At 68.7% G+C, this 14,104-nt stretch carries 14 protein-coding genes; 7 read left to right on the plus strand and 7 right to left on the minus strand.

Annotated features, from left to right (window positions below):
* The first annotated feature begins 17 nt into the window (after nt 1-17).
* Both upp and FO044_RS04395 read left to right on the plus strand, forming a co-directional pair.
* Nucleotides 18-653, plus strand: a complete 636-nt coding sequence (gene upp / locus FO044_RS04390) for a uracil phosphoribosyltransferase (RefSeq protein WP_235831519.1) — start codon at nt 18-20, stop codon at nt 651-653.
* 6 nt (nt 654-659) lie between these two features.
* Nucleotides 660-1,307, plus strand: a complete 648-nt coding sequence (locus tag FO044_RS04395) for a YoaK family protein (RefSeq protein ID WP_132993932.1) — start codon at nt 660-662, stop codon at nt 1,305-1,307.
* Nucleotides 1,308-1,314: 7 nt separating this feature from the next.
* Here FO044_RS04395 and FO044_RS04400 read toward each other — a convergent pair whose 3' ends face one another.
* Genes FO044_RS04400 through FO044_RS04410 form a run of 3 tightly spaced genes read right to left on the minus strand, consistent with a single transcriptional unit; the run spans nt 1,315 to nt 4,294 of the window.
* On the minus strand, nt 1,315-1,929 hold the full coding sequence (locus FO044_RS04400) for a hypothetical protein (protein WP_132993931.1): 615 nt from the start codon (nt 1,927-1,929) through the stop codon (nt 1,315-1,317).
* Nucleotides 1,926-3,482 carry a phospho-sugar mutase gene (locus FO044_RS04405; RefSeq protein WP_132993930.1) on the minus strand — a complete coding sequence of 519 codons (1,557 nt, stop codon included), beginning with the start codon at nt 3,480-3,482 and terminating at the stop codon, nt 1,926-1,928. The genes FO044_RS04400 and FO044_RS04405 overlap by 4 nt, the downstream gene beginning before the upstream one ends.
* Nucleotides 3,482-4,294 carry a purine-nucleoside phosphorylase gene (locus FO044_RS04410; RefSeq protein WP_132993929.1) on the minus strand — a complete coding sequence of 271 codons (813 nt, stop codon included), beginning with the start codon at nt 4,292-4,294 and terminating at the stop codon, nt 3,482-3,484. Before FO044_RS04410 ends, FO044_RS04405 begins: the two co-directional genes overlap by 1 nt.
* A 47-nt stretch (nt 4,295-4,341) precedes the next feature.
* On the opposite strand from FO044_RS04410, the gene FO044_RS04415 reads away from it, so the two are divergent.
* Nucleotides 4,342-5,037, plus strand: a complete 696-nt coding sequence (locus tag FO044_RS04415; RefSeq protein WP_132993928.1) for an enoyl-CoA hydratase/isomerase family protein — start codon at nt 4,342-4,344, stop codon at nt 5,035-5,037.
* Nucleotides 5,037-6,203, plus strand: coding sequence for an amidohydrolase (locus tag FO044_RS04420; protein WP_132993927.1), 1,167 nt, complete (start codon nt 5,037-5,039; stop codon nt 6,201-6,203). The genes FO044_RS04415 and FO044_RS04420 overlap by 1 nt, the downstream gene beginning before the upstream one ends.
* 40 nt (nt 6,204-6,243) lie before the next feature.
* On the opposite strand, the gene FO044_RS04425 is transcribed toward FO044_RS04420, so the two are convergent.
* Nucleotides 6,244-6,732 carry a gamma-glutamylcyclotransferase family protein gene (locus FO044_RS04425; RefSeq protein ID WP_132993926.1) on the minus strand — a complete coding sequence of 163 codons (489 nt, stop codon included), beginning with the start codon at nt 6,730-6,732 and terminating at the stop codon, nt 6,244-6,246.
* A 117-nt stretch (nt 6,733-6,849) separates the two neighbouring features.
* On the opposite strand from FO044_RS04425, the gene FO044_RS04430 reads away from it, so the two are divergent.
* Both FO044_RS04430 and FO044_RS04435 read left to right on the plus strand, forming a co-directional pair.
* Nucleotides 6,850-8,253, plus strand: a complete 1,404-nt coding sequence (locus FO044_RS04430) for an NAD(P)H-quinone dehydrogenase (RefSeq protein WP_132993925.1) — start codon at nt 6,850-6,852, stop codon at nt 8,251-8,253.
* A gap of 36 nt (nt 8,254-8,289) precedes the next feature.
* On the plus strand, nt 8,290-9,723 hold the full coding sequence (locus tag FO044_RS04435; protein WP_132993924.1) for an MFS transporter: 1,434 nt from the start codon (nt 8,290-8,292) through the stop codon (nt 9,721-9,723).
* Nucleotides 9,724-9,738: 15 nt separating this feature from the next.
* On the opposite strand, the gene FO044_RS04440 is transcribed toward FO044_RS04435, so the two are convergent.
* From FO044_RS04440 to glpK, 3 genes are all read right to left on the minus strand, one after another.
* Nucleotides 9,739-10,224, minus strand: coding sequence for an SRPBCC family protein (locus tag FO044_RS04440; RefSeq protein ID WP_132993923.1), 486 nt, complete (start codon nt 10,222-10,224; stop codon nt 9,739-9,741).
* A gap of 69 nt (nt 10,225-10,293) precedes the next feature.
* Nucleotides 10,294-10,647: an ArsR/SmtB family transcription factor gene (locus FO044_RS04445; RefSeq protein ID WP_143965357.1), complete on the minus strand. Its 354-nt coding sequence runs from the start codon at nt 10,645-10,647 to the stop codon at nt 10,294-10,296.
* A gap of 146 nt (nt 10,648-10,793) precedes the next feature.
* Nucleotides 10,794-12,302 carry a glycerol kinase GlpK gene (glpK, locus tag FO044_RS04450; protein ID WP_268896131.1) on the minus strand — a complete coding sequence of 503 codons (1,509 nt, stop codon included), beginning with the start codon at nt 12,300-12,302 and terminating at the stop codon, nt 10,794-10,796.
* Nucleotides 12,303-12,354: 52 nt separating this feature from the next.
* Between glpK and glpD the strand changes: the two genes are divergently transcribed.
* Nucleotides 12,355-14,097 (plus strand): glycerol-3-phosphate dehydrogenase, encoded by a 1,743-nt coding sequence (gene glpD, locus FO044_RS04455; protein WP_132993920.1) that lies wholly within the window; start codon nt 12,355-12,357, stop codon nt 14,095-14,097.
* The last annotated feature ends 7 nt before the right edge of the window (nt 14,098-14,104 follow it).

Raw genomic sequence — 14,104 nt, forward strand, 5'->3', positions numbered from 1 at the left:
CAATTAGGATCTGAGCCATGACCGATGCGGTGGAAGTTCGAGTCGTCGACCATCCGTTGACGCGCGCATGGCTGTCCGTTCTCCGGGACGCGGAGACCGACAACCAGTCGTTCCGCACAGCACTAGCGCGCCTGAGTCAGCTTCTCGTCTACGAGGCGTTCGCCGATGTGCCCGTCGATGACCTGGAGGTGACGACACCCGTCGGTGTCGCCCCCGGGGCCCGGATCGCCGTGCCGCCGTTGTTCGTACCGGTGCTTCGCGCCGGGCTGGGCATGCTCGATCCGGCGCTCGCCATCGTGCCGGACTCGCGGATCGGGTTCGTCGGGGTGGCCCGTGACGAGGAGACGGCGTCGCCGGTCGAGTACCTGGCGTCATTGCCCGCGGACCTGTCCGGCCAGCCCGTGTACCTTCTCGACCCGATGCTGGCCACCGGCGGATCTCTGGTCCACGCCCTCGACCTGCTCGTGCGGCGAGGCGCGACGGACATCACAGCGGTATGCGTCGTCGGTGCGCCCGAGGGCGTGGAAGCACTGCGGCGATCGGGGCATCGACTGCGGCTGACGATCGCCGCGATCGACGAGGGGCTCGACGAGCGCTCGTTCATCGTCCCGGGTCTCGGCGACGCGGGGGATCGTCAGTTCGGGCCCCGGTAGCCGACCGTGCAGAGTGTTCGTCGTCGCGAGTTCGTTCTCGCCCTGGTGCTCGCCTCCGTGGCGGGCAGTCTCGATGCCATCGGGTTCCTGCACCTGGGCGGCTACTTCGTGTCGTTCATGAGCGGGAACACGACCCGGATGTCTGCGGAGGCCGTCCACCTCAACTGGTCTGATGCCGGGCGCGCAGTGGGTCTCATCGGTTTGTTCTTCGTGGGGGCGGTCGTCGGCGCGCTCCTGTCGCGCATCCGCGACGGACGGGTGACGGTACTGGCCGCATCGAGTGCGCTCGTCGGACTGTCCGCGGCACTCGGCCTGCTGCCGTCGTCACCGGTACCGCCGATCCTCGGAGTGGCCATGGCGATGGGTGTCATGAACGCGACCTTCGTCCGCGACGGCGAGGTCTCGATCGGCCTCACCTACATGACCGGAACTCTGGTGAAAGCGGGGCAGCGGCTCGGGATGGCGATGATGGGCGGGCCCCGGTGGCTCTGGGTTCGCTACCTCGGCATGTGGGCGGCGCTGGCTGCCGGATCGCTGCTGGGTGCCGGCGCGTACCTCCTCTGGGAGCAGGGTGCGCTGTGGCCGGTGTTCGCGGTCATGGCCGCAGCGACGCTGGTCACCAGCCGGGTACGGGCGGACCGAGCGAGTCAGTGAGCAGGCCTCAGTTCGTCCAGGCCTCGACCATCGGCTCGTCGGCCACCTGCTCGCCGCCCTGACTGATCGTAAGCGAACTGGTCGACACCCGGTAGACGGTGCCGTCCTCGGCGGTGGCGGTGAACATGCCACCGCTGCGACTCGGATAGGAGATCTCCTTGCCCTGGCCGTCGGCGAAACCCTTGTAGTACAGGCGCGTCGAATCGGAACCGACCTGGCAGATCACCACCTTCGACCGGGACGTGTAGCCGATGAACACCGCTGCGTCATCGGCGTTGCAGCGCGCGCCCGCCTCACCGAATCCCTGCCAGTCGGCGCCGGACACCGTCGGAGCCGGGTGGGACGTCGTCGGCACCGGACTCTGCGTCTGCGGGGGAGCGGCCCGGTCGGTGGGTGCCTGCGTGACGGTCACGGTGGAATCCGGTGGCCGCGGCGACTCGGACGCCGCACTCGATGACGAGGATGCCGCCTGCGAGGTGTCGTCGGACTGGTTGTCCGCCCACAGCATCGCACCGCCGACGCCACCGATCAGGATCACCAGACCGGCGATGATGGCGATCAGCACCGCAGGAGACGACAACGCCGACTTGCGGGGGCCGTTCGGCGGTCCCGGATAGGTCATCGGTTCGGTCCTCTTCTCGTCACCTCGTCGAGCACGCGGTCGAGCGTGCGGACCGGGTCGTCCCCCGAGACGCCCCGCACACCGTTGACGCTAATCGCCTCCGGCGGTCCCGTCCGATGATCGGATGGGACTGTCAGTTGGCCGTAGTACTTGAGTTTGGGTTCGGTGCCGCTCGGCCGGACGAACACCCGCAACGTCGCCCCCGAGGTGTCGGTGCCCGTCAACTCGACGCCGTCCGTACGCAACCCGTCGGTGCGCGCCGCGTAGTCGGTCATCTCGACGGCGAACCCGGCGAGGGAGCGGGGTGGAGTCTCGCGCAGTCCGCTCATGACCGCGGCTTGTTGCTGCGGTTCGTCCAGACGGACCGCGCGTTGCGCGGTGACGTGGCGCCCGTAGCGCAGCGTGAGTTCCCGAAGCGCTGCGACGATGCCGCCCCGGTCGGCCCAGGACCGGGCGATCAGGGCACATGCCAGTGCCGCGCTCACTCCGTCCTTATCGCGGACGGCGGCCGGATCGACGCAGTGGCCGAGGGCCTCCTCGTACGCATAGGCCAGGGGCTCGCCCGCTCTGACAAGCCATTTGAACCCGGTCAGGGTGCGTCGGGCGTCGGCGCCGCGGGCGATGGCCAACTCGTGCATGAGCGTTCCGGACACCACCGAACTCGCGACGACGGGGGCGGGATCGGTCCGGCCTATCCCGGTCAGGATCGCGTCGCCGAGGAGTGCGCCGGTCTCGTCGCCGGTCAGCATCCGCCAGGTACCGCCGCCGGGCACCCCGATCGCGCAGCGGTCGGCGTCGGGGTCGAGAGCGATCGCCAGGTCTGCGCCGACCCGCTCCGCAGTGGCCAGGAGGAGATCCGTCGCACCGGGCTCCTCGGGATTGGGAAACGCGACGGTCGGAAAGTCCGGGTCGGGAGCGAACTGCTCGCCGACCACATGGACGTCGTCGAATCCCGCTCGGCGGAGTGCGTCCAGCGCCAGTCCGCCGCCGACGCCGTGCATCGGCGTCAACGCGATCCGAACGGCCGGTCCCGACCCGTCGGGACCGAACCGGTCACGCAGCCGGTCCAGGTAGGCGGCGCGTACTCGGTCGGCTCGGACATCGGGTTCGACTGCGGCGCGTGCGATCTCGGTACCCACGGTGGCGGCGATCGCCTGTTCGATCTCCCGGTCCGCCGGAGTCACGAGCTGCGCACCGCCCTCCAGGTAGACCTTGTAGCCGTTGTCGGCCGGCGGGTTGTGCGAGGCGGTGATCATCACTCCCGCGACCGCTCGCAGCGACCGGCACGCGAATGCGACGAGGGGAGTGGGCCCCGGGTCGGGGAGCGCCACCACGTCGAAACCCGCAGCGGCGAGGACCTCACCGGTCGCCGTCGCGAAGTCCTCCGAGCCGTGGCGGGCGTCCCGGCCGACGATCACAGTTCCACCTGCGCAGCCGTTGGCGGCGAGCCATGCCGCCAGTCCGGCGGTGGCACGGGTGACGGTCTCGACATTCATGCCGTCCGGTCCGGGCCGGACCGGGCCGCGCAGCCCCGCCGTGCCGAACGACAGCATCAGCTCGCGGCCATCTCGGCGATCACCGACCGCAGGAGTCCGCCCATGCGGCTCGCGGATTCGCGACCGACGGCGAGCACCTCGGCGTGGTCAAGTGCTTCGCCGGTGATGCCCGCAGCGAGGTTGGTGACCAACGACAGGCCCAGGACATCGACACCGGCCGCACGTGCGGCGATCGTCTCGTGCACGGTCGACATGCCGACGAGGTCCGCGCCGATCGTCTTGAGCATGCGGATCTCGGCCGGCGTCTCGTACTGCGGGCCGGGCAGACCGGCGTACACGCCTTCGACCAGGGTCGGGTCGGAGCGTCGCGCGATCTCGCGTAACGACGGCCGGTACGCGTCGACCATGTTGACGAAATGCGCGCCGTTCAACGGCGAACGACCGGTCAGGTTGAGCTGATCGGAGATGAGGACCGGTTGCCCGACCGACATCCCGTCCGCGATGCCGCCTGCCGCGTTCGTCAGAACCACGGTGCGCACCCCGGCCGCTGCTGCGGCCCGCACCGGGTGGACCACGCGAGCCAGATCGTGACCCTCGTACGCGTGAATGCGGCCGAGTAGCACCAGCACACGTGCGTCACCGACGCGGATCGACTGGATGCGGCCGGCATGCCCGTGTGCGGACGGCGTCGTGAACCCGGGAACTTCGGTCATCGGGATCTCGGCCACCGGTGTTCCGAGCGCGTCGGCAGCCGGAGCCCATCCCGAGCCCAGGACGACGGCGACGTCGTGGCGGGTGCAACCGGTCTGGTCGGCGATGGCGGCGGCCGCAGCGGTAGCGGCGGCGTCGGGGTCGGCGGTGGGATCCATGGAACAACCCTAAGTGACCCTGCGACGCTGCGATAAGCTCTGCACTCATGCCGTACTTGAACGTGACCGATGACGCCGCCGAACTCTTCCTGGGTGCCGAAGGAGCCGAGCTCGACGAGGCGAATCCGGAGAACCGCTTCGCGCCGGAGTGGCTGGCGAAGACGAAGGGTCTCCTCGACGAAGCCGTTGCGGCGAAGAAGCCGGTCGTCATCTCGGCCACCGGAAAGTTCTTCAGCAACGGTCTCGATCTGGACTACGTGGGGGCCAATGCGGGTGCGCTTCCCGCGTACCTCGACGACATCCACCAGCTGTACGTGCAGGTGCTGACGCTTCCGGCTCCGGTGATCGTGGCGATCAACGGCCACGCCTTCGGCGGTGGCGCCATGCTCGCGTTGTGCGCCGATCACCGCATCATGCGCTCGGACCGCGGGTTCTTCTCCCTTCCGGAGGCCGCACTGGGCATGCCGTTCACCCGCGGGATGGCCGCACTGGTGCGCACCCGGACCCCGGATGCGACAGCGACCGAAGCGATGCTGACCAGCCGCCGGTACGGCGGTCAGGATGCTGCGGACGCCGGCATCGTCGACGAGGCGGCGCCCGCCGATGCGCTGATCGAGCGGGCCCGCGAGGTGGCCCGCGAACGCGCCGCGTTCGCCAACGACAACCTGGCCGTGATCAAGCGCGGCCTGCGCATGCCGCTCGTGGATGACCTGAACACGCCCACCCCCGCGACCCTCCTCTGATGCTGCCCGCCGTCTCCGAGTGGCTCGATGCCAACCTCGACAGGGTCGTCGGCTGGCGCCGCGACTTCCACCGGTTCCCGGAACTGTCGATGGCCGAGTTCGAGACCACCGAGAAGGTGGTGTCGATCCTCTCCGAGGCAGGGTTGCAGCCTCGCGTGCTGCCCAAGGGCACGGGCGTGGTCTGCGATCTGGGGCCCACCGATAAGCCGCGCATCGGACTGCGGGCCGATCTCGACGGTCTGCCGATCCCGGAGCAGACGGGGCTGCAGTTCGCCTCGCGCACCGACGGCGTCTCGCACTCGTGCGGGCATGACGCGCATACGGCGATCCTGCTGGGCGTCGGGCTGCTGCTGGCGGAGCAGGAGCGCGCCGGTGCCGACCTTCCGTTCGGCGTCCGTCTGCTGTTCCAGGCTGCAGAGGAGGTGATGCCCGGTGGCGCGCTCGACGCGGTGGATGCGGGCGTCACCGACGGGCTGAGCCGCTTCTTCGCGCTGCACTGCGATCCGCACCTCGAGGTCGGCACCGTCGGGTTGCGCAGCGGCCCGCTGACGTCTGCCGCCGACCGGGTGGAGGTGCATCTGCGCGGGCCGGGCGGACACAGCTCGCGGCCCCATCTGACGAGCGATCTGGTGTACGCGATGGGCGCGGTGATCACCGGCCTGCCCGCGATCCTGTCCCGGCGCATCGATCCGCGATCGGGCACGGTCGCCACCTGGGGAGCGGCGCACTCGGGCAGCGCGCCGAACGCGATCCCGCAGGAGGGACGACTTCGCGGCACGGTGCGCACCGGGAACCACGAGACGTGGCGGCAACTCGAGCCGCTGGTGCGCTCGGTCATCGGGGAGATCGCCGCACCGCTCGGCGTGTCCTGTGACATCACCTACGTCCGCGGGGTGCCACCGGTGGTCAACGAACTCGAGAGCGTCGGGATCCTGCGGCGGAGCGTGGAGTCGATCGGTCCGGGCGCGGTGGTCGATACCGCCCAATCCGCCGGCGGTGAGGACTTCGCCTGGTACTTGGAGCGCGTACCCGGTGCGATGGCCCGATTGGGCGTGTGGAGCGGCGTCGGTCCGATGTGCGACCTGCACCAGCCGAACTTCGACATCGACGAGCGGGCGCTGGCGATCGGAATCGCCACCCTCGCCGGAGTGATCCTCGACGGCTGACGACTGACGGCGGACCGTCCGTCCCGTTCGGGGTCCGAGCTCAGTCGTCGTCGAGCGGTGCGTCCGGCCCGGGGCCGACGTTGCGTGCCTCGTGGAGACGTAGGCGTTCGACGTATTCGCTTGGGGCCCCGGCGACTTCAGCGGCGTCGGCCATCACTCCCAGGTACCGGGCAGAGGGCAGTCCGCCCTCGTATCCGTCGATGACGTACAGCCAGGCGAGGACCGGTCCGTCCTCGGTGTCGACCCGCGCCCGGATCTTGCGGTGGACGCCGAGCTCGGTGCCCTCCCAGCGGTCCAGGTTCAGCTCGTCCTCGGGAGGGACGTCGTACAGGACTACGAAGACCTTGGCGGACGCGTCGTCGCGGTCCTCGGTGACCGTGGCCAGTGATCCCTCCCAGCCGATGTCGTCGCCAGCGAACGTCAGGCGCCATCCGCAGAGCCATCCGGTATCCGACATCGGGGAATGCGGCGCCCGCTGCAGCATCTGCGCAGGGTCCATGTTCGAGGCGTAGGCGGCATAGATGGGCACGGGGCAAGCCTATGCGGTTCGGCGATGCGGCGGAACCGTGACCCGGCTAAGTTTGAGGGCAGACCCGTGAAGTTCGGGGACAGACCAATCGGCGAGTTCGTACAGGAGAGTGGAACCTTGTCCAAGATCGTGATCATCGGCGGCGGCCCGGCCGGGTACGAAGCTGCGCTGGCAGGTGCGGCGTACGGAGCCGAGATCACGGTGATCGACGAGGACGGTCCCGGCGGCGCCTGCGTGCTGTGGGACTGCGTGCCGTCGAAGACGTTCATCGCGTCCACCGGCATCCGCACCGATGTGCGCCGGGCGCGCGATCTGGGGGTGCACGTCCAGGTGGACTCGTCTGCGATCGATCTGCCGCGCATCCACCAGCGCGTGAAGGACCTCGCGTTCGCGCAGTCCGCCGACATCCGGGCGCGGCTGTCCAGTGAGGGAGTGAACATCGTCGCCGGCCGCGGCCGGCTCGCTAAGGTCCGGCCCGGCGTCGGCGCGCACACCGTCATCGCGACCCGGCCCGACGGCTCCGAGGAGGAGTTCGAGGGCGACGTCGTGCTGATCGCGACCGGCGCCTCGCCGCGGGTGCTGCCGGCCGCGGTGCCCGACGGCGAACGGATCCTTAACTGGCGGCAGCTGTACGACCTCGATGAGCTTCCCGATCACCTGATCATCGTCGGGTCGGGTGTGACCGGGGCCGAGTTCGCGCACGCCTACACCGAGTTGGGCGTCAAGGTGACGCTCGTATCCAGCCGTGACCGCGTGCTGCCGCACGAGGACGAGGATGCCGCCCTCGTTCTGGAGGATGTGTTCTCCGAACGCGGTGTCACGCTCATCAAGCACGCGCGGGCCGACGCGGTGACGCGTACCGCAGACGGTGCGACGGTCCAGCTCGCCGACGGCCAGGAGGTGACCGGATCCCACGTCCTGATGACCGTCGGGTCGGTCCCCAACAACAACGATCTGGGCCTCGACGATGCGGGCATCGTCACCGACCGCGCCGGATACATCACCGTCGACCGGGTGTCGCGCACCTCGGTGCCCGGGATCTACGCCGCGGGCGACTGCACCGGGCTGCTCCCGCTCGCCTCCGTCGCGGCGATGCAGGGTCGGATCGCGATGTATCACAGCCTGGGTGAAGGGGTGAGTCCGCTGCGTCTCAAGACCGTCGCCTCGGCCATCTTCACGCGCCCGGAGATCGCGAACGTCGGTGTGTCGCAGAAATCGATCGATGCGGGGGAGTACCCGGCGCGCACCGTGATGCTTCCGCTCAAGACCAATCCGCGTGCCAAGATGAGCGGCTTGCGTCGCGGGTTCGTCAAGATCTTCTGTCGGCCGGCCACGGGCGTGGTCATCGGCGGCGTCGTGGTGGCGCCGAACGCGTCCGAGCTGATCCTGCCGATCGCGCTCGCCGTGGAGAACAAGCTGCAGGTCTCCGAGGTGGCCAATACGTTCTCGGTGTACCCGTCGCTGACCGGATCCGTCGCCGAGGCTGCGCGCCAGCTCGTCCGACACGACGACCTGGACTGATCGGACATCTCTGCCATAGAAGCCGGGGGTCCTGAGATGGGTTCGTGGCGCGATCTGATGAACCGCGACCACCGGGCATCGGTGGTCGTGCTGGCGGGCGGCGTGGCGCTGTACGCGATCAACGTCTACCTGACCACCACGCTGCTGCCGAACGCGATCGACGACATCGGCGGCGAAGAGCTCTACTCGTGGACGATGACCGTGTTCCTGGTTGCCTCGGTCATCTCGTCAATGCTGGTGAGCCGGTCCTTGTCGCGGTTCGGGGCGCGCGGCGCCTACGTGATGGGGTTCCTGGGATTCGCTGCGGGGACCATAGTGGCCGCCGCGTCGCCGACGATGGTCGTGCTGCTGGTCGGCCGGGCAGTGCAGGGTCTGGCTGCGGGACTCCTCGCCGGCTTGGGATTCGCGGTGGTGCGCGCCGTCCTGCCGCCCCAGCTGTGGCAGAAGTCCATCGCATTGATGTCCGCGATGTGGGGAGTCGGCAACGTCGTCGGCCCGATCGTCGGCGGGTTCTTCGCCCAGATCGGGCTCTGGCGAGGAGCATTCGTGCTGCTCGCCGTCATCGCGCTCGCGCTCGTGGCGGTCACCGTCCGGGCGCTGCCCGCGTCCGACGGCAGATCGGCGACGACCGATCCGGTGCCGTGGACGTCGCTGGGCCTGCTGACGTCGTCGGCAGCGGCGGTGAGCATCGCCTCGATCGTCGACGGCGCACTGACCTGGCTGCTCGTCGGCGTCGCCGTACTGGCGGTCATCGGGTTCGTCGCCCGGGAACGAAACGCCCGTAGCCGGGTTCTCCCCGAGATGACGTACCGGGGACGTTCGCCGTTGCGCTGGATCTATCTCGCGATCATCGTGCTCGCCATGGTGTCGACCGCCGAGATGTTCATCCCGCTGTTCGGCCAGCGGCTGGGCGGTCTATCGCCGTTGGCGGCCGGTTTCCTCGGTGCTGCGATCTCCTGGGGCTGGACCATCGCGTCGATCTCGGCAAGCGGTGCCGAGTCGGACCGTTCACGTCGGATCGTGCGGGTGGCCGGGCCGATGGTTCTCGCCGCAGGCCTCATCGCGTACGGGCTGCTGCAGGTCGACGACCCGTCCGGAGCCGTTATCGCGGGGTGGTACCTGACGCTGCTGTTCGGCGGCTGCGGCATCGGCATGTCGATCGCGCACTGGTTCACCGCCGGGCTGCGGGTCGGCACCGACGACGCGGAGTCGACGCAGGCGGCCGCGGGGCTCAACACCAGCCAGCTCATCGCGAACGCCTTCGGGTCGGCACTCGCAGGTCTGCTCGTGTCGCTGGGCGGTCCGGACACCGTCGGTTCGGCGCGGCTGCTCTCCTTCGGCTTCGCCGCGCTGGCCCTGCTCGGCGTGGTGATCGCCTTTCGGGAGTTCGCTGCTGCTCGCGTCTGGCGAGCGCAGCACACGGACGGTGGCAGTGAGCGGACCGTCCGTGTGCCGCCCGCCGACCAGTGAAGCGAGCGAGGCCGCTCAGGCGGCGACGAGCGCGTCGATCTGGTCGATGGCCGAGGACGCGCCTTCGATGACGCCCATGTCGAGAACCTTCTGCAGGTCGTCGGCGCTGCCGAACGACGAGCTGTACACGGCTCGGGTACCTCCATCGATCGCCGAGAACGTGTAGCGGTTCTCCGCAACGGGCGACGAGTCGTCCGGGATGAGGTCGGCGTCGGCGAAGCCGTCGCGGAAGGAGAACGACGACGTCGCGTCGACCGCGGTGAACTCCCACCATCCGCCGAACTTCTCGCCCTCCGGCGATGTCATGTAATACGTGGCACGGCCACCGGGTGTGAAATCGTGCTCGACGAACGTCGCCGGGTACTCCGGCGGTCCCCACACCCGTTCGAGCTGACGCGGATCGGCGTAGACCTGCCACACACGGTCGACGGGTGCGGCGAACTCGGCGGTGATGGTGAGCGTGAGGTTCTCGGTGTCGGTGGTGACATCGGTGACAGGCATGATGGTGCTCCTAAGCGGTGAGGTGATGCGGATTCGGTTGCCGCACCGGCGATTCGAGGGATGTCTGCATCACGGTGAATCGACGGGGCGGGAAGGTGAGTCGGAGGCGAGCAGGTCGTCGACACGGGTGATGCGTCCGCGCCACATCTGTTCGATGCCCGCGAGCAGCGCGGACACCGACCGCACAGCGTTCACGTCACCCGAGGCCATCTGCTGACGACCGTCGCGTCGCTTGACGACGAGCCCGGACCTCTCCAGGACGGCGACGTGCTTCTGTACCGCGGCGAAGCTCATGTCGTACTTCTCCGCCAATGCGCTGACCGAGTGCTCGCCGTCCAGTACCCGGCGGAGGATGTCCCGCCGCGTCCGGTCGGAGAGAGCGTGGAACAGAGCGTCGGCTCTGTCGTCATCTCTCTCGGTCATGGATCAATCATACAACTGATCGGTTGTATGTAAAGGGTGCGGAGAAAAGTTCGCATTACCAGCACGCATGCCACCTCAACTCGGCGGACGGTGCCGGAATCGGCGTTCGACGTGTTGGTAATGCGGGAGGGGCAGGAGACAGGGCTTCAGGCGAGGCCGAAGCTGTGCTCGACGGCCTGGTTCCAGCCGGTGAAGAGCTCGGTGCGCTGGGCCTGCGCCATGGAAGGCTCCCACCGCTGTCCCTGCGCCCAGTTCTCGCGGATGTCGTCGGTGCTGTGCCAGTAGCCGACCGCGAGGCCCGCGGCGTACGCGGCGCCGAGTGCGGTGGTCTCGTTAACGACCGGGCGGACCACCGGAACGCCGAGGATGTCGGACTGGAACTGCATCAGCAGTTCGTTGACGACCATCCCGCCGTCGACCTTCAGTGTCTGCAGCTCGACGCCGGAGTCGGCCTGCATCGCCTCGATGACCTCGCGGGTCTGATACGCGCTCGCCTCGAGGACTGCGCGGGCGATGTGATGACGATTCGCGAAGCGAGTGAGACCCACGATCACGCCGCGCGCATCCGGTCGCCACCGCGGTGCGAACAGCCCGGAGAAGGCGGGCACGAAGTACACGCCGCCGTTGTCGTCCACGGCACGAGCCAGGTTCTCCACCTCGGCGGCGTCCGAGATGAGGCCGAGGTTGTCGCGCAGCCACTGCACCAGCGATCCGGTGACCGCGATCGAGCCCTCCAGCGCGTACCGCGCGTCCTCGTCGCCGAGTCGGTAGCAGACCGTCGTCAGCAGGCCGTGCTCGGAGTGCACGGGCTCGGTACCGGTGTTGATCAGCAGGAAATTGCCGGTCCCGTAGGTGTTCTTGGCCTCACCAGGGTCCAGGCACGCCTGCCCGAACATCGCCGCCTGCTGATCGCCCAGAATGCCGGCGAGCGGCACTCCCGGCAGAGCGCCCTCCTGGCGCAGCGGACTGAGAACCTCGGAGCTGCTGCGGATCTCGGGGAGCAGTGACTCCGGGATGCCGATCTCCTCGCAGATCTTCGCGTCCCACTGCAGGGTTTCCAGATCCATCAGCATGGTGCGCGACGCGTTGGTCACGTCGGTCACGTGCAACCCGCCCTCGATGCCGCCCGTCATGTTCCACGCGAGCCAGGTGTCCATGGTTCCGAAGCACAGCTCGCCACGTTCGGCGCGCTCGCGGACGCCGTCGACGTTGTCGAGGAGCCAACGGATCTTGGGGCCGGCGAAATACGTGGACAGGGGGAGTCCGGTCTGGCGCCGGTACCGGTCGGGGCCCGCGTCGCCGGCGAGCTCCTCGCACAGTGCTGCGGTGCGCGTGTCCTGCCAGACGATCGCGTTGTGGACCGGTTCTCCGGTCGCGCGGTCCCAGATGACCGTTGTCTCGCGCTGGTTGGTGATGCCGCAGGCGACGATGTCGCCGGGCAGCAGTTCGACAGCGGCCATCGCCGCGGCGGCGACGCGCCGGGCGTTGCGCCAGATCTCCACGGCGTCGTGCTCCACCCACCCGGCGCGAGGGAAGATCTGCCGGTGCTCGAGTTGTTCGCTGGCGACCACGCTGCCCGCGCGATCGAAGACCATGGCCCGGGTCGAGGTGGTGCCCTGGTCGATGGCGACGACGTACTCTTCGCGGGAACTCACGGCACTCAGTGTGACACGCCCCACGGCATTACTCTCCGGTAGGCTCGCGCACATGGAACGCGAGTTCAACCCGGACCGACCAGCTGATTTCTCGCCCGCGTACCGGGACGAGGCGTGGCGCCGACTGGGTAGCGAGCAGTTCGACATCGTCGTGATCGGCGGCGGTGTGGTGGGAGTCGGCGCTGCGCTCGACGCTGCGACTCGCGGCCTTCGCGTCGCGCTCGTCGAAGCCCGCGACATCGCATCGGGTACGTCGAGCCGCTCGTCGAAGATGTTCCACGGAGGCCTCCGGTATCTGGAGCAGCTGGAGTTCGGCCTGGTTCGCGAGGCGCTGCGCGAACGCGAGCTCTCGCTCCGGATCCTCGCACCGCACCTGGTGAAACCGCTGCCGTTCCTGTATCCGTTGACGCGCCGCATCTGGGAGCGCCCGTACGTCGCCGCCGGCCTGTTCCTCTACGACCGGATGGGCGGCGCCAAATCGGTTCCGGGTCAGCAGCACGTGTCCCGGTCGGGTGCGCTGCGCGTGGCACCGGGACTCAAGCGCAAGTCGCTCATCGGCGGAATCCGGTACTACGACACCGTCGTCGACGATGCCCGACACAGTCTGACACTCGCGCGCACGGCCTCGAATTACGGTGCCGTCGTCCGTACCTCCACACAGGCCGTCGGGTTCCTCACCGAAGCCGACCGGGTCATGGGCGTCAAGCTCAGGGACAGTGAGACCGGCGAGACGACGCAGGTCCGCGCCCATTGCGTCATCAACGCAGCAGGCGTCTGGACCGATGAGGTGCAGGCGCTGTCACGCCAACGGGGGCGTTTCAAGGTCCGTGCTTCCAAAGGCGTGCACATCGTGGTGCCGCGCGATCGGATCGTCAGCGAGACGGCGGTCATCCTGCGCACCGACAAGTCGGTCCTGTTCGTCATCCCGTGGGAGACGCACTGGATCATCGGCACCACCGACACCGACTGGAATCTCGACCTGGCGCATCCGGCAGCCACCCGCAAGGACATCGATTTCATTCTCGACCGGGTCAACAACGAGCTGGTGACCACGCTGACCCACGACGACATCGAAGGCGTCTACGCCGGGCTGCGCCCACTGCTCGCCGGTGAGGACGACGAGACGTCGAAGCTCTCCCGCGAGCACGCCGTCGCCGCGGTCGCACCGGGGCTGGTGGCGATCGCCGGCGGCAAGTACACGACGTACCGGGTGATGGGCGCGGACGCCGTCGACGCCTGCATCGACTACCTGCCGTCGCGGGTGGCATCGTCGATCACCGAACGAGTCCCGCTTATGGGCGCCGACGGCTACTTCGCGCTGGTGAACCAGTGCGAGCATCTCGGGCAACGGTTCGACCTGCATCCGTACCGGGTGCGCAGACTCCTCAACCGGTACGGTTCGATGATCGACGACGTCCTCTACGACGCCGACGCCGATCCGACCCTGCTGCGGCCGTTGGCTGCGGCACCGCAGTATCTGCGGGCCGAGATCGTGTACGCGGTGCGAGCCGAGGGCGCACTCCATCTCGAGGACGTCCTGGCGCGTCGGACCCGTATCGCCATCGAGTACAGCCACCGCGGCGTCGACTGCGCACGCGAAGTGGCCGAGTTGATGGCACCGATCGTCGGCTGGGACGCGAAGGAAGTCTCGTGGGAGATCGAGAACTACTGCGCGCGTGTGGAAGCCGAGGTGTCGTCCCAGCGTCAGCCCGACGACGATTCGGCCGATGCGCTGCGCGCCGCGGCTCCCGAGGCGCGCCACGAGATCCTGGAGCCGGTCCCGGTACCCGACTGAGCGCCTT

Origin of the sequence: Gordonia zhaorongruii (assembly GCF_007559005.1) — a bacterium.
Classification (GTDB): Bacteria; Actinomycetota; Actinomycetes; order Mycobacteriales; family Mycobacteriaceae; genus Gordonia; species Gordonia zhaorongruii.

Coding starts and splice junctions, on each gene's coding strand:
- FO044_RS04435 (WP_132993924.1), top strand. CDS start 8,290: ATGGGTTCGTGGCGCGATCTGATGAACCGCGACCACCGGGCATCGGTG.
- FO044_RS04440 (WP_132993923.1), bottom strand. CDS start 10,224: ATGCCTGTCACCGATGTCACCACCGACACCGAGAACCTCACGCTCACC.
- upp (WP_235831519.1), top strand. CDS start 18: ATGACCGATGCGGTGGAAGTTCGAGTCGTCGACCATCCGTTGACGCGC.
- FO044_RS04445 (WP_143965357.1), bottom strand. CDS start 10,647: ATGACCGAGAGAGATGACGACAGAGCCGACGCTCTGTTCCACGCTCTC.
- FO044_RS04405 (WP_132993930.1), bottom strand. CDS start 3,482: ATGCTGTCGTTCGGCACGGCGGGGCTGCGCGGCCCGGTCCGGCCCGGA.
- FO044_RS04400 (WP_132993931.1), bottom strand. CDS start 1,929: ATGACCTATCCGGGACCGCCGAACGGCCCCCGCAAGTCGGCGTTGTCG.
- glpD (WP_132993920.1), top strand. CDS start 12,355: ATGGAACGCGAGTTCAACCCGGACCGACCAGCTGATTTCTCGCCCGCG.
- FO044_RS04420 (WP_132993927.1), top strand. CDS start 5,037: ATGCTGCCCGCCGTCTCCGAGTGGCTCGATGCCAACCTCGACAGGGTC.
- FO044_RS04410 (WP_132993929.1), bottom strand. CDS start 4,294: ATGGATCCCACCGCCGACCCCGACGCCGCCGCTACCGCTGCGGCCGCC.
- FO044_RS04415 (WP_132993928.1), top strand. CDS start 4,342: ATGCCGTACTTGAACGTGACCGATGACGCCGCCGAACTCTTCCTGGGT.